General features: G+C 70.6%; 13 protein-coding genes. 5 read left to right on the top strand and 8 right to left on the bottom strand.

From position 1 onward, the window contains the following. Nucleotides 1-95: 95 nt before the first annotated feature. Nucleotides 96-1,253: a nitric oxide synthase oxygenase gene (locus AC5WRL_RS23795; protein WP_496090690.1), complete on the bottom strand. Its 1,158-nt coding sequence runs from the start codon at nt 1,251-1,253 to the stop codon at nt 96-98. A 140-nt stretch (nt 1,254-1,393) separates the two neighbouring features. Then, nucleotides 1,394-2,086 carry a TetR-type transcription factor C-terminal domain-containing protein gene (locus AC5WRL_RS23790; RefSeq protein ID WP_496090689.1) on the bottom strand — a complete coding sequence of 231 codons (693 nt, stop codon included), beginning with the start codon at nt 2,084-2,086 and terminating at the stop codon, nt 1,394-1,396. Between the two features lie 50 nt (nt 2,087-2,136). Here AC5WRL_RS23790 and paaN point away from each other — a divergent pair, with 50 nt between their 5' ends. Together paaN and AC5WRL_RS23780 are read left to right on the top strand one after the other, a co-directional pair. Beyond that, nucleotides 2,137-3,780, top strand: a complete 1,644-nt coding sequence (gene paaN, locus AC5WRL_RS23785; RefSeq protein ID WP_496090688.1) for a phenylacetic acid degradation protein PaaN — start codon at nt 2,137-2,139, stop codon at nt 3,778-3,780. 8 nt (nt 3,781-3,788) lie between these two features. Further along, nucleotides 3,789-4,775, top strand: coding sequence for a GlxA family transcriptional regulator (locus tag AC5WRL_RS23780; protein ID WP_496090687.1), 987 nt, complete (start codon nt 3,789-3,791; stop codon nt 4,773-4,775). Here the strand turns inward: AC5WRL_RS23780 and AC5WRL_RS23775 are convergent, their stop codons facing one another. Next, complete coding sequence (locus AC5WRL_RS23775; protein ID WP_496090686.1) at nt 4,776-5,231, bottom strand: hypothetical protein; 456 nt, start codon at nt 5,229-5,231, stop codon at nt 4,776-4,778. It lies immediately after the preceding gene. A 215-nt stretch (nt 5,232-5,446) separates the two neighbouring features. Here AC5WRL_RS23775 and AC5WRL_RS23770 point away from each other — a divergent pair, with 215 nt between their 5' ends. From AC5WRL_RS23770 to AC5WRL_RS23760, 3 genes are read left to right on the top strand one after another with little or no spacing between them, the layout of a single operon-like run. Beyond that, complete coding sequence (locus AC5WRL_RS23770; RefSeq protein ID WP_496090685.1) at nt 5,447-6,349, top strand: ABC-three component system protein; 903 nt, start codon at nt 5,447-5,449, stop codon at nt 6,347-6,349. Next, nucleotides 6,346-6,612, top strand: a complete 267-nt coding sequence (locus tag AC5WRL_RS23765; RefSeq protein WP_496090684.1) for an ABC-three component system middle component 6 — start codon at nt 6,346-6,348, stop codon at nt 6,610-6,612. The genes AC5WRL_RS23770 and AC5WRL_RS23765 overlap by 4 nt, the downstream gene beginning before the upstream one ends. Continuing rightward, nucleotides 6,590-8,347, top strand: a complete 1,758-nt coding sequence (locus AC5WRL_RS23760) for an ABC-three component system protein (protein WP_496090683.1) — start codon at nt 6,590-6,592, stop codon at nt 8,345-8,347. The genes AC5WRL_RS23765 and AC5WRL_RS23760 overlap by 23 nt, the downstream gene beginning before the upstream one ends. Nucleotides 8,348-8,623: 276 nt before the next feature. On the opposite strand, the gene AC5WRL_RS23755 is transcribed toward AC5WRL_RS23760, so the two are convergent. Genes AC5WRL_RS23755 through AC5WRL_RS23735 form a run of 5 tightly spaced genes read right to left on the bottom strand, consistent with a single transcriptional unit; the run spans nt 8,624 to nt 14,390 of the window. After that, nucleotides 8,624-9,904, bottom strand: a complete 1,281-nt coding sequence (locus tag AC5WRL_RS23755; RefSeq protein ID WP_496090682.1) for an ABC transporter ATP-binding protein — start codon at nt 9,902-9,904, stop codon at nt 8,624-8,626. 10 nt (nt 9,905-9,914) lie between these two features. Beyond that, nucleotides 9,915-11,681, bottom strand: coding sequence for an ABC transporter permease (locus AC5WRL_RS23750; RefSeq protein WP_496090681.1), 1,767 nt, complete (start codon nt 11,679-11,681; stop codon nt 9,915-9,917). Nucleotides 11,682-11,707: 26 nt separating this feature from the next. Next, a complete protein-coding gene (locus AC5WRL_RS23745) occupies nt 11,708-12,445 on the bottom strand; it encodes a TrmH family RNA methyltransferase (protein WP_496090680.1) in 738 nt (245 codons plus the stop codon). Then, on the bottom strand, nt 12,442-13,707 hold the full coding sequence (locus AC5WRL_RS23740; protein WP_496090679.1) for an HTTM domain-containing protein: 1,266 nt from the start codon (nt 13,705-13,707) through the stop codon (nt 12,442-12,444). Before AC5WRL_RS23740 ends, AC5WRL_RS23745 begins: the two co-directional genes overlap by 4 nt. Beyond that, nucleotides 13,704-14,390, bottom strand: a complete 687-nt coding sequence (locus AC5WRL_RS23735) for a DUF5819 family protein (RefSeq protein WP_496090678.1) — start codon at nt 14,388-14,390, stop codon at nt 13,704-13,706. Before AC5WRL_RS23735 ends, AC5WRL_RS23740 begins: the two co-directional genes overlap by 4 nt. Between the last annotated feature and the right edge of the window lie 118 nt (nt 14,391-14,508).

Here is a 14,508-nt window from a genome sequence, read left to right as displayed (position 1 = left end):
TTTCGCTCGAACGAGTGTTCGCTTCGCTTGGCTCATTGACCCCAGGGTTCGAGGCCCGGGGTCTGGAGTCCGGGGCCCGGACCCCGGCTCCCCGGTCAGTAGGTGTCGTGGCGGACCGGGCACTTGCCTTCGCTCAGGGCTCGGGCCTCGTCGTCCAGGTAGAAATTGGGGCGGAGGTCGGCCTCGTCGTAGTAGCGGTGGAAGACCGGGGTGATGCCGCCGGAGACGGGGGGGACGATCCAGCTCCAGTCGGTGGGGACGATGCGGCCCGCCTCTTCCTCGCGGGCGAGGTGGGTGAGGAAGCGCTGGGATTCGGTGTGGTGGTCGGAGATCTTGACGCCGGCCTTGCCGAAGGAGTGCAGGACGGCGATGTTCAGCTCCACCAGCGCGCGGTCGCGCCACAGGGTGGTTTCGCGGCTGGTGTCCAGGTTGAGCAGCCGGGCGATGACGGGCAGGAGGTTGTAGCGGTCGGCGTCCACCAGGTTGCGGGCGCCGATCTCGGTGCCGAGATACCAGCCGTTGAACGGTGCCAGCGGGTAGTTGATGCCGCCGATGGACAGGCGCATGTGGGAGATCGCCGGGACGGCGTGCCAGCGCAGGCCCATTCTGGTGATCTGGGGGTACTCGGGGTGTTCGATGGGCACTTCGAGTACCAGGTGGGACGGCACGTCGAAGAGCTGCGGCTTGTCGCCGGGGGTCTGGATGACCAACGGCAGGAGGTCGAACCAGCCGCCCGGTGCCTGCCAGCCCATCTGCCGGACCTTTTCGGTGAACTCCACGTGCCCCGGGTCGCCGATCACCGAGCCGTCCGGGCCGCGATAGCCCGCGTACCGGATGAGCTGGCTGTTCCACACCCGCGGCGCCTCCCGGTAGGGGGTCTCGGGGGCGAAGATCGAGATGACCGGCCGTATCCGGCCTTCGTTGGTGGCGATCCGCAGGTGGTCGCAGAGGTGGTGGTAGATCTCTTCGGGGGTCTGGGCGGTGCGCCGGTCCAGGACGCGCAGGCTCTTCCAGTAGAGCCGGCCGATGCAGCGGCTGGAGTTGCGCCAGGCGACGCGGGCGCCGAAGGTGAGTTCGTCGGTGGAGTGCCGGTACGAGCCGGAGTGCTCGATGTGTTCGCGGACCTGGCGCAGCCGTAGGTTGAGGGGGAGCGCCTGTTCGGGGTGTTCGGTGTAGAAGAGGCGGATGAAGTCCTCGGCCTCGTTCCAGTCGGCCATGGCCGGGCTGCCCGCAGTGAGACGGTCGGTGTTCATGGACTCCCCGGGGGTATGCGTGCGCGGCTCGGACTGCGCCCCCGTCAAATAAGGTGGTTGGCCGATAACAGTAGTTGATGCGCGGCACATGCCGGACCCGTTTGCCACAGACATGTGCGGCAGGCGTCGGGCCGGGTGGTTCAGCGGTGCAGGCGCAGTCCCGCGAAGGCCGTGCTGACCACCGCGTCCACCACGGCCTCGTCCACCACCCCGTCCGCCACGCCGCCCGCCGCGCCGTCCCCGGGTGCGCCACCGGCCGCGCCGTCCGTGGGCGGCCGGTACCACTCCGCCACCGAGTTGATCATCCCGAACAGCAGCCGCGCCGCCAGCCGTACGTCCACCTCGGGCCGCAGGTCCCCCTCCGCCGCCGCCTGCCGCAGCAGGGCGGCCACCCGCTGGTCGAACTCCCGGCGGCGGGCCAGCGCCCAGCGCTCGGTGTCCGTGTTGCCGCGCACCCGCAGCAGCAGCGTCACATAGGGCAGCCGGCGCATCAGTACGGCGGTGGTGCGGCGGGTCACGTACTCCAGCCGGTCGATCGCGGGCCCCTGCCGGGCGCCGGGCTCCTCCAGTACGGCGGCGAGCCCGTCCAGCGCGTGGCTGACGGCGCGCCGCAGCAACTCCTCCTTGCTGCGCACATGGTGGTAGATGGAGGACTTGGAGATCCCGGCGGCCTGGGAGAGGTGTTCCATGGAGGTGCCGTCGTAGCCGCGCTCGTTGAACACCCCGACCGCGACCTCCAGCAGGGTCTCCGGGGTGTACGTGGCTCTCGCGCTCACTCGGTTCTCTCCTCCGCGGTCTTGCCCGACCGATCGTTCGGTAGCAGTATCGTTCATGCCCGACCCTGACCGCCGCCGACGAGGAGGACGAGGAGTTGGTCCCGGCCATGACATCTTCGCAGCGCCATCGCGCCACCCTGGACACGGCACTTGAGACTATCCGCACCCGTTCGTACTGGTCCCCGTACCCCGAACACCCCAAGGCGTACGGCGATGGCGCGGCCGGCGCCGCCGCCTTCGCCGCGCTGCGCGAACGCGGCACCTTCGAGGCCCCCGGCCAGCCCGGCACCGACGACTGGGTGGGCGCCGAGGTCTCCCCGTACGGCTTCCCGCTCGGCATCAGCTACCCGCACCCCGATCCCGACGTCCTCCTGCCCGCGATGCTCGCCGCCGTGCCCGCCTGGCGCGACGCGGGGCCCGAGCAGCGCGCCCTGCTCTGTCTGGAGATCCTCGCCCGGATCAACGCCCGCACCCCCGAGTTCGCGCAGGCCGTCATGCACACCACCGGCCAGGCGTACGTCATGGCGCTCCAGGCCGGCGGCCCGCACGCCCAGGACCGGGGGCTTGAGGCGGTGGCGCACGCGTACCAGGAGCAGACCCGCACGCCACCGCGCGCGCCGTGGGCCAAGGACCAGGGCCGGCGCGGCACCCTCCGCCTGACCAGCGAGTTCACCCCCGTACCGGTGGGCGTCTCGCTCCTCATCGGCTGCAACACCTTCCCCACCTGGAACGGCTTTCCCGGCCTCTTCGCCTCCCTCGCCACCGGCAATCCGGTGCTGGTCAAGCCGCACCCGCGCGCCGTACTGCCGCTCGCGCTCACCGTCCGCATCGCCCGCGAGACGCTGGCCGAGGCGGGCTTCGACCCCAACCTGGTCGCGCTCGCCGCCGAACGGGACGGCGAGGGCAGCGCCAGGACCCTCGCCCTGCGGCCCGAGGTGGCGCTGATCGACTACACCGGCTCGACCGAGTTCGGCGACTGGCTGGAACACCACGCCACCCAGGCCCGGGTGTTCACCGAGAAGGCGGGCGTCAACACCGTCGTCATCGACTCCACCGACGACTACCGGGGCATGCTCGCCAACCTCGCCTTCTCGCTCGCCCTCTACAGCGGCCAGATGTGCACCACCCCGCAGAACCTGCTGATCCCGGCCGCCGGCATCAGCGTTGAGAACGGCGGGCACCGCACCTACGACGAGGTCGTCGCCGACCTCGCGGGCGCCGTGGACCGGCTCCTCGGCGACGACGCGCGGGCCGCCGGACTGCTCGGCGCCATCGTCAACCCGGCCGTACTCGACCGGCTGGAGGCCGCCGCCGGCCTCGGCGAGGTCGCCCTGCCCTCGCGCGCCGTCAAACACCCCGAGCACCCCGAGGCGACCCTCCGCACCCCGCTGCTGGTCAAACGCGCCGAGCCCGTCGACGCCGAATACTTCGGCCCCATCGCCTTCGCCATCGCCACCGACTCCACCGCCGCCTCGCTTGAGGTGCTGCGCCGCACCGTCCGGACCCGGGGCGCCATGACCGTCGCCGGGCACACCACCTCCCCGGAGGTCGAACGCGCGCTGGTCGGCGTCTGCCTCGACGAACGCGCCCAGCTCTCCCTCAACCTCACCGGCGGCGTCTTCGTCAACCAGACCGCCGCCTTCGCCGACTTCCACGGCTCGGGCGGCAACCCGGCCGCCAACGCCGCCCTGGTGGACGCGGCCTTCGTCACCCCCAGGTTCCGTACGGTGCAGGTGCGCCGGCCTGGATAATCGACCCTATGGCCGTACCCGTACCCCACAAGGTGGCGGTGGTCGCCCTCGAAGGGGTCGTCCCGTCCGACCTGTCGAACCCCGTCGACGCCTTCGGCTGGGCCCGGCTGCCCGACGGGCGGCCCGCGTACGAGGTGCTGGTGTGCGGTACGTCGCCGGGCGCCGAGGTGGCCTCGGGCCCGTTCACCATCCGGGTCGCGCACGGCCTGGACGCGCTGGCCGACGCCGACACGGTGGTGCTCAGCGGCGTCGACGAGCCGGCCGACCCGCTGCCGCCGGGGGTACGGGAGGCGGTGCGCGCCGCGTACGACCGGGGCGCGCGGGTCGCGTCGATCTGCACCGGCGCGTTCCTGCTGGCCGCCACCGGCCTGCTCGACGGGCAGCGCGCCACCACGCACTGGATGGGCACCGGCCTGCTCGCCGCCCGCTACCCGGCGATCACCGTCGACCCCGATGTGCTGTACGTCGACAACGGCCGCACCCTCACCTCGGCGGGTGCCTCCGCCGGCCTCGATCTGTGCCTGCACATGATCCGGCGGGACTTCGGCGCGGCGGTCGCCGCCGACACGGCGCGCTGCGCCGTCAGTCCGCTGGAACGGGACGGCGGCCAGGCCCAGTTCATCAACCACGAGCCGCCCGCCCCGGACGGCGCCTCGCTGGAGCCGCTGCTGGGCTGGCTGCGCGAGAACGCCCACCGTGAACTCACCCTCGCCGACATCGCCGGCCGCGCCGCGATCTCGGTGCGCACCCTCAACCGGCGGTTCCGCGACCAGACCGGCACCACCCCGCTGCGCTGGCTGCACCGCACCCGCGTCCGGCAGGCGCAGTACCTGCTGGAGACCACCGACCGGCCGGTGGAACGGATCGCGGTGGATGTCGGCTGCGGCTCGCCGACCGCCTTCCGGGACAGCTTCAAACGCATCGTGGGCGTCAGCCCGCGCGCGTACCGCAGCGCCTTCCGCGCGAGGACGCCGGAGGGCGCGGCGCGGAACTGATCACACGCCCGTCGTGGATCCCGGCCGCACGATCATCAGCACCACCACCACCGCCCACAGCAGGTTGAAGATCCCCACCGTCATCCCCAGCTGCCGGCTCCCCTTGAGCGCGGTCTCCCCCTCCGGGGCCAGCAGCCGCTCCTGTACGGGCAGCACCCGCCCCAGCAGCAGCGCCGCGGCGGCGGCCGTCAGCACCATCGAGGTGATCAGCCAGGCATCGGTGAGCACCCCGAGGCCGATCGCGGTGGCCACCCCGAAGACCGGCACGGCGACGCCGACCGCCGCGTACCCCCGGCAGATCCGGTGCAGCAGCCCCAGCACGGCCGCCACCCGCTGATCGTCCGGATCGGCCACGGCCTTGCGCACGTACGGGGGGAACATGCTGGCCGCGACCGCCACCGGGCCGATCGCGAGAATGGCCGCCAGCACATGGACACTCAACAGAAACTTGTTCACCCCCCGACGCTATGAACCCACCCCCCACCCCCGGAACGGTGCTGCCTGCCACCTTCCGCCGGATTCGCGTCAGCGGGCGGCGGACGCCGAAGAAAGCAAAGACCTGTCCAAGTGACCGGGGTTCCACTACGGTGCGTAGATGAAAGAACGCACAGGGGGAGGAACCGGTGCTCCCGCACCAGAGGCAGTACGCGCACAGTAGATTCCGGATGGCAATGGCGACCAGCTCCGGCAATGAGTTCGAGAAGCTGTTCCATCGTCTGATGGAGCTGTGCCACGACGACTACATCCCGATCCGGACGGCCGGGCCTCTCGGTGATCTCGGAGGGGACGGCCTGCGCACGAGGACACGGACCCTGTACGCCTGTTACGCGCCCGAGAGCCTGGACGCGTCCTCCGTCCGGCAGAAGTTCCGCAAGGACGTGGCGAGCGCCGTCCGGCAGCGCTCCGGACAGTTCGAAACCTTCGTATTCGTCCACAACGACCAGCGAGGCGGCGTCCACCCCTTGGTCTCGGGGCTGCTCATGGACGCTGGCCGGGACCATCCGGGCATCTCCTTCCAGCAGGTGGGACCCCAGAAGCTGTGGCACGAGGCGATGTACCTCGATCTTCCCAAGATGGAGATGCTGCTTGACGAGACGATCCCCGTCGACCGGGTGGTATATCGCATCGGCATGGCCGAGATCGAGCCGCTTCTCCAACACCTTGCCGAGGGCCGGAGGGCCACCGGCGCACCATCACCCGTCGGATTGCCCACGACCTTCAAGATGGACTTCAACGCGCTCTCGGAGCCGGCCCGGGCAGTGCTCCAGGCGGGGCGGCCGTATGTCTATCTGGTCGAGCAGTACTACCAGGGGCTGATCGACCTGCGGGAGCGGGATGAGACGGCGGCCGGATTCAGCGCGTACTACGCTCGGATGCGCCACGAGTTCGGCGAGGACACGGACGAGATCCTGTGGCAGATGCAGCGCTACGTTCTGGGTCAGGAGGCTCCCCGGTGGGACCGGGACGAGGCGGCCAAGGCAGTCCTGGCGTACTTCTTCGACGAGTGCGACATCTTTGAGGTGCCACCGGCCGACTGGCGGCCGGCACCCGCGCTGGAGGGCGGAAACCCGTGATCACTCCCACCAAGGGAATCGCCCCTGATCGCGCCTTGCTGGCTGTTGGTGCTCAGGTCATCCTGTTGCTGGAACACCCTCTCACCGTGAGCCAGGCATGGACACGGCTGAAGGAGTGGCGGAGCCGCAACGGCCACCCCGCCCCCATCTCCTTCGGGTGGTTCGTTCTCGCGCTGGACGCCCTGCACGCACTCGGTCTTGTGCACCTCAAGGACGATCTGCTGATCAGGAGGGCTCTCGATGCTGCGCCGGCTGAGCGCTGACGATGAGCGGTTCAAGACGGTCAGCTTCAGGCCCGGACTGAACCTGCTCGTAGCCCGTACGACATCGGTGTCGCAGGAGACCGACAGCCGGAACGGCTCCGGAAAGTCGAGCCTGATCGAGCTGCTGCACTTCCTGCTGGGGGCAGACGGCAACAAGCATCTGGCCGCTCACCGGGCGCTGCGCCACACGACATTCACCCTGGGACTGGACTGGCCGGGCCTGGGGCGGGAGCTGAGTGTGGGCCGGTCCGGGAAGGACCCGAGACAGCTCACCCTTCGGCCGGCGCTCGCACACCAAGCCGCGTCCCAAGGGCTGTTCGCCCTGGCGGGCGAGGATGAGCAGACCGTGTCGCTCTCCGAGTGGCGGGTACTCATCGAGCGCCATCTCTTCGGCCTCACCGGAAAGCATCCCGGAGTCAGCGGGCGGATCCTGCTTGCTTTCCTGATGCGCAAGGTCGGGGATCACGGTTTCAACGAGGCGGTGCGCAGCCACTCCCGTCAGGCCGAGGCCAAGACGACCCCCAACCTCGCCTATCTGCTCGGCCTGGACTTCACTCTCGCCGCCCGGTATCAGGAGATCGCGGCGAAGAAGGCGACACGGGATCAGCTGAAGAGGGCCGTGGACGACCCGGTGTGGGGCAAGGTCATCGGCAAGACCGCCGACCTCCGGGGCGAGATCGCGGTGCGGAGTTCGAGGATCAACGAACTCCGGGGAAAGATCGGCGCGTTCCGGGTGGTACCGCAGTATGAAGAACTGAAGGACCAAGCCGACGAGCTGGCGCGCCGCATCCAGGAACTCGGCAGCCTCGATGTGATCGACCGGCGCAACCTCGACCACCTGGAGAAGGCGGTGGCGGAGGCGGTCGACCCTGAGGTGCGGTACCTGGAGCAGGCATACGGTGAACTCGGCGTCGCACTGCCGCAAGCCACCTTGCGGACGTTCGACGAGGTGCGGGCCTTCCACGCGGCCGTGGTCAGGAATCGGCGTACCTACCTTGGAGCGGAGATCGAGGCGGCTCGGCAGGGTCTGGCGGCCCGGAAGGACGAGCGGGCACGGCTGGACACGGAGCTGAGTACGGTGCTCAAGGAGCTGAGCGAGGGCGGGGCGCTGGACCGGCTGACCGCGATGCAGAAGCTGCTGGCGCAGGAGGAGGCCAAACTGGCCGCACTGCGGCACCGGCTTGAGGTCGCGCAGACGGTGGAGGACAGCAGCCGGGAGATCGATACGGCCCGGCTGGAGCTGGAACGGGAAGTCGAGACGGATCTGCGGGAGCGACAGCAGCAAGTCGACCGGGCCATCGTGCTTTTCAATGGGCTGGTGAGTCGGCTGTACGGCGATGACCGGTCATACCTGTACATCGGACCTGGAAAGAGCAGTCTGAAGATCGAGCCCAAGATCAGCAGCGATGCGAGCCATGGCATCCACAAGATGTCCATTCTCTGTTTCGACCTCACCATGGCGGTGATCGCTCATCGCGAGGAACGCGGCCCGGACTTCCTGGTGCATGACAGCCACATCTTTGACGGGGTGGATGAGCGCCAGCTGACGCGAGCGCTGGAGATGGCGGCGGAGATCACGGCGGAGGAGGGAATGCAGTACATCGTCACCATCAACGAGGACGACCTCGACAAGGCCCGGCGCTGTGGCTTTGCCGCCGACCCTTATGTGATCGAGCCGGTGATCGAGGACTCCTACGAGGAGGGCGGCCTGTTCGGCTTCCGCTTCGAGCGGTAGCCCGCCCTGCCCGCTGGAGAGAGGGTCAGGAGTCTCGGTACTGCCTGAGTACAGCCGCCAGGGCGCGGCGACGCAGCAGGGTCGCGGCGGTGGTGTGGAGGTGCTGCCAGGGGTGGGGAGGGCCGACCGCGTCGGACGGTGAGTCGGTGGGGGTGGAGCGGTGGGCGCTGGAGCGGGGGCCGGGGTGATCCGTACGTGCTCATCCCATCTCCGGTGGTCTGTTCTTCGTGGGTGGGGTGGCCTGTGCCGTGGGGTTGGCGGGGATCATCGGGCCGGTCAGGGGCCCGTGGGTTCCTCCAGGGTGAGGGTGGCCGTGTCGCTGTCGTAGTCGTACAGCTCGGCGTAGCGGCCCCAGTCGATGGCGATGCCCAGTTGGGTGCGGGCCTCTTCGGGGGTGAAGCCGCGGTGGAGGAGGTCCAGGAAGAGGTCCTCGCGCAGGGTGTGGCCGGGGGCGGCGCGCAGGGACTGGACGATCGCGTGGACCAGGGGTGCGCGGTCCAGGGCGTGCCGGGAGAAGAGTTCCTTGCCGCGCAGGATGCCGGCCGCGGTGAATTCGCGGCCCGCGTCGGTGAGTTCGATGCGGGCGCGGGCGGTACGGGCCAGGCCGAGGAGGACGGCGGCGTCCACCAGGGGCAGCAGGTCGTCGATCTCGAAGGTCAGGGCCTCGGCGATTTCGGCGAGGCCGTCCTCGCCGCCCCGCGCGCCGAGGATTTCCAGCAGGCCGGCCATGCCGCCGACCGAGGCGCGCGGCAGGGGGCTGCTGATGGGGGTGGGGGCGGGTGGCGGGGCGGCGGCGGGGCCGGGTTCTTCCTCGCGGCCGGTCAGTACGTCGTACACCGCGTCGACCAGTTCCTCGAAGCGTGCGCCGTGCCGGTCGCGCGGGCGCGGCAGGTCGACGGTGAACTCGGCCCGGATCCGCCCCGGGTTGTCGGACAGCACCAGGACCCGGTCGGCGAGCAGCACCGCTTCCTCGATGTTGTGGGTGACCAGCAGCACGGACCGTACGGGTGCCGTGTGGCCCTCCCACAGTGAGAGGAGTTCGCTGCGCAGGTTCTCGGCGGTGAGGACGTCCAGCGCCGAGAACGGTTCGTCCATCAGCAGTGCGTCCGGTTCCACCACCAGGGCGCGGGCGAAGCCGACCCGCTGCCGCATACCGCCGGAGAGTTCGCGTGGGTAGGCGCCCTCGAAGCCGTCCAGGCCGATCATGTCGATGGCGCGCAGGGCGCGTTCGCGCCGCTCGGCCGGCGGTACGCCCTGGGCCTGGAGGCCGAGTTCGACGTTCTGCTGCACGGTGAGCCACGGCAGCAGTGCGAAGGACTGGAACACCATGGCGACGGAGCCGCGCCGGCTGACCGTTCCCGAGGAGGGGGTGATCAGGCCGGCGGCGCAGCGCAGCAGGGTGGACTTGCCGGAGCCCGACTTGCCGAGGAGGGCGACGATTTCGCCGTCCGCGAGGTTGAAGCTCACTCCGTCGAGTACGGGCACGGCCCGGCCGCCGGGGGCGATGAAGGTCTGGGTGACGGAGTCCGCGGTCAGGATCGCGCCGGGTTCGCGCATGGCAGGGGCCTCACAGGCGGTAGCGGGTTTCGGCGAGCGCGTACAGCCTGCGCCACAGCAGGCGGTTGGCGGCGACGACGTACAGGGCCATCACGCTGATGCCGAGCAGGATCTTCGGGAAGTCGCCGGTGGCGGTGGCGTGGGTGATGTACGCGCCGAGGCCGGTCGCCGTCAGGGTGTGGCTGCCGTACTGCACGACCTCGCCGACGATGGAGGCGTTCCAGGCGCCGCCGGCCGCCGTGATGCCGCCGGTGACGTAGGAGGGGAAGACGGCGGGGAGGAGGAAGGCGCGCCAGCGGACGGTGCCGCGCACGCCCAGGCTGGTGGTGGCCTCGCGCAGGTCGGCGGGGATGGCGGCGGCGCCGGCGATGACGTTGAAGAGGATGTACCACTGGGCGCCGAGCGCCATGAGCGCGATCGCGCCGAGGTTGAGCGGGATGTGCCAGGCGAGGAAGAGGGCGGCGGCGAACGGGAAGAGGAGGTTGGCGGGGAACGCGGCGAGTACTTGGATGACGGGCTGGGCGAAGCGGGTGACGGACGGGTTCAGGCCGATCCAGATGCCGATCGGGACCCAGATGAGGGTGGCGAGGATCAGCAGGACGACGACCCGGGCGAAGGTCAGCGCGCCGAGGCCGAGCGCGTACCCGATCTCGCCGAGGCCGACGGTGTGGTGGAGGTAGGTCAGCGCGCGCCAGCCGCCGAGCGCCGCCAGCAGCGCCGCCGCGCCGGGCAGCAGGACGCGGCGGCGGCCGGGCCCGGTGGCGGTGGCCAGGGGGGTGCGGCCCAGGGGGTGGGTGGCGCGGTCGGCGGCGGTGGCGGCCGGGCGCAGCGGGCGGGCGAGGAGCGCGGGGAGGGTGGAGCGGCGCAGGATGTCCAGGACGAGGGAGCGGGAGCGGACGCGTTCGGCGGGCGGGATCTCATCGAGCCGGAAGCGTTCGGACCAGACGGTGAGCGGGCGCCAGAAGAGGGCGTTGACGCCGATCACGAGTACGGCCATCACGGCGATGGCGAGCCCGACCTGGTTGAGGTCGCCGGCGCCGATGGCGGTGGCGGCGTAGGAGCCGAGGCCGGGCAGCGCGTAGTGGTGGCCGAGGACGGAGATGGATTCGGAGGCGGCGAGGAAGAACCAGGCGCCGCCGAAGCTCATCATGCCGTTCCAGATCAGCGGGATCATGCCGCTGGGGACGTCCAGGCGCCAGAACCGCTGCCAGCGGGTGAGCCGCAGCAGCCGGGCCGCCGCGTCGAGGTCGGGGGGCTGGGAGACGAGGGAGGCGTAGAACGCGAAGGTCATGTTCCAGGCCATGGCGGTGAAGATCGCGAAGATGGCGGCGCATTCGAGGCCGAGGATCGAGCCGGGGAACAGGCGCAGGAAGGCGGTGACGGTGACGGAGAGGAAGCCGAGCACGGGGACGGACTGGAGGATGTCCAGGACCGGCAGCATGACGCGGTCGGCCCGGTGTACCCGGGCGGCGACCGTCGCGTAGGTGAGGGTGAAGAGCAGGGAGAGCAGCAGCGCGATGAACATCCGCAGCAGGGAGCGGGCCGCGTAGTAGGGGAGGTGGGCGGGGTCGGTGGAGACGGTGGAGGGCGCGGCGTCGGGGAGGAAGGGCGCGTTGAGGGCGGGTGCGAGGCGTAGCAGTCCGTAGAGCAGGCCGAGCAGGGCGGCGGCCACCAGGAGGTCGGTCCAGTGGAGGGCGGGGCGCCGCCACACGCCGTGGGTGGGGAAGCCGCGTACCCGCTGGCCGCTGCCGCCGCTGCCGCCGCCGTTCGCCGTCACGCGTCATAGCATCGCGGCGGGTGGGCTCAGTTCGGCGGATCGGGCGGGCCGGGGCGCGTCGCGGGCGTGGCGGTGGCGAGCCAGGAGTAGAGGGTCATGGCGACGCTGGTGGCCAGGTTGTAGCTGGAGACCTCGGGGCGCATGGGGAGCGCGATGAGGTGGGTGGCGCGGGCGCGGGTGGCGGGGGACAGGCCGTGGCGTTCGGAGCCGAAGGCGAGCAGGGCGTCCGGGGGGATGGGGGTGGTGAGGGTACGGATGTCGGTGCCGTCCGGGTCGAGCGCGTACAGCGGGCCCGGTGGCAGTTCGGCGGGGCCGGCGCGGCGGGTGACGGGGAGCGCGAAGTGCAGGCCGGCGGCGGCCCGGACCACCTGGGGGTGCCAGGGGTCGGTGGTGCCGGTGGTGATGACGCCGGTGGCGCCGGTGCCGGCGGCGAGGCGGATGACGGCGCCGATGTTGCCGAGGTGGCGGGGGTTGTCCAGGACGATGGTGGGGGCGGTGCGTCCGGTGTCGGGGAGGTGCTGGGTGGGGCGTACGGCGAGGGCGGCGACGCCGGTGGGGTGCGGGCGGGGGGTGAGGGTGGCCAGCCCGGCGGCGTCGGTTTCCGTCAGGAGGCCGGTCATGCGGGCGGTCAGGTCGGGGGCGAGTTGCCGGGTCAGCTCCAGGGCGGCGGCTTTGTCGGTGGTCAGGGCGCGGGTGATGTGGGCGTCGAACCGCAGGGCGTGTTTGAGGGCGTGGAAGCCGTCCAGCAGGACCGTGTCGGTCACGGCCGGTCCGCCCAGGCGGGGGTCTCGCGCGGGGTCTGCGGGGGGATCGGGGCCGGTACGTGCGTGGCGGGGGCCGGTTGCGGTGTCGGGGGGCGGCGCAGCACCTTGTCCCGTACGCGCCCGGTGCGCGAGCCCAGCCACAGCAGGAACGCGGTGGGCAGGAACACCGCGTCCATGGCGATCATGGCGAGTGAGAAGAAGGGCAGTCCCATCAGGACGGCGATCCCGATGTGTTCGCCGATCATCAGGAAGAGCAGGACGTTCTTGGCCCGCCGGTTCAGCAGGGCGAACAGGAACGCGATCTGTACGAAGACGGTGCCGTAGCTGAAGGCCATCACCATCAGCCCGCTGTTGCTGAGCAGGTCGGTGAGCGCCGGCCACGGGGTGAAGTAGTCGAGCTTCATCGGGTAGTAGACGGCGGTGCCGTCCTGCCAGCGGGAGCCCTGGATCTTGTACCAGCCGGCGGTGGCGTAGATCAGGCAGACCTGGAACATGATGACGAGGAGTGTCGCGTTGTGGATCAGGTTGCCGAGGATGTCGGCGACGGTGCGCGGCTCGCCGCCCGGCGCGTACCGCTCCAGCAGCCACCAGGCCCCGTACACCAGCCACAGCCCGGCCAGGAACAGTGACCAGATGGGGCTGGTGAGCTTGCCGGTGGCCAGGGCGGCCAGCAGGGCGGCGCCGGTGAGTGACCAGATGACGATGTCGGCGCGGTCGGCGCGGTGGGTGTGCTCCGGCAGTCGGCGGGCGCGGCGGCGGGCGTCCAGTGACCACACCTGGGCGCAGCGGGTCAGCACCAGATACATCGACATCAGATGGATGACGTTGTCGCCGCCGTCGCCCATGAAGATGCTGCGGTTCTGGAGGGAGAGCACCCCGAGCATGAAGAGCACGGTCGTCAGCCGGGTGCGCCAGCCCAGCAGCATGCCGACGCAGGCGGCGATCGCCGCGTGGTACACGAATTCGAACCAGAGGGTGGAGTCCGACCACATCAGTACGGTGAAGGCGCCGTTGTCGGCGAGCAGCCGCTGCGCCATGTCCCAGCCCCAGGGGCTGTCGGGGCCGTACAGCTCGGCGCGGTGCGGCCATTCGCGCAGCAGGAAGATCAGCCAGGTGGCGGCGAACCCGATCCGTACGACGGCGGTCTGGTACGGGCCGAGCGCGCGGCGGGTGATGTGGCCTATGCCGCGGCCGAGGGCGGCGTCGAACTTCTTGCCGAGGCCGGCGAAGGGGGAGGGGACGTCGTGGGTCGGTGTGCTCACTGGGTGTTCCTCCCGCCCGGCAGGTCCTCGGCGTTGACCGTGCGCCACTCCAGCTCCTGGTAGCCGGTGGTGGTGTCGATGTTCTCCTCGCTCCAGGCGGGTGCCTGGACGCGGGTGGTGGCCGAGCGCAGCTGGATGCGGTCCACGGTGGCGAGGTCGTAGCCGAGGTCCTGGCCGAGTCGCAGGAGCGCGATGCGGGTGACGTACTGCTCGGAGAGTTCGCCGCGCAGTCCGCGCGGGGCGCCGTCGTCGTCGTGGGTGGAGACGTAGAAGTCCCAGGCGCGGCGCAGTTCGTTCTGGGCGGTGTGGCTGGGGAGCGGCTGGTGCCGGATGTTGGCGATGTCGATGGCGGTGAGATCGATCCAGTCGGTGGTCTCGGTGCTGCCGGTCGCCGGGTCGGTCAGTTCGGCGCGTACCTCGACGGCGACATTGCGCTGGAGGGGGTTGGGCGCGAACAGTTTCCAGTTCTGTTCGAACTCCGGATAGATGTAGCCGCGGATGGCCGCCCCGTGGTCCTTGCTGACCGTATTGGCCGGGGCCACGAAGAGGAACGCCGCGAGGGCGTGCCAGGCGGCGAAGACCGCGAGGCCCCCGATGGCGAGCGCGATGACCAGCCGCGCGGGCAGCGACAGGCTGCTGAGCCGTACGGATTCGGTTGGATCTGCTTGATCGGTTGGCACCATGCCTCGCCGGCTCCCCCAGACTGCACATGCTTGACCCGTGCACGGTACCCGGCGGGAGGCCGCCTTGACACGTTCGTGCCCTCCGTCCACCATCAGACCGAACGATCGGTCGGCAGCG

The sequence above is a fragment of the Streptomyces sp. NTD107 genome (assembly GCF_059510435.1).
The sequence above is the reverse complement of the archived record's forward strand: the minus strand, read 5'-3'. Positions and strand labels throughout refer to the sequence as shown.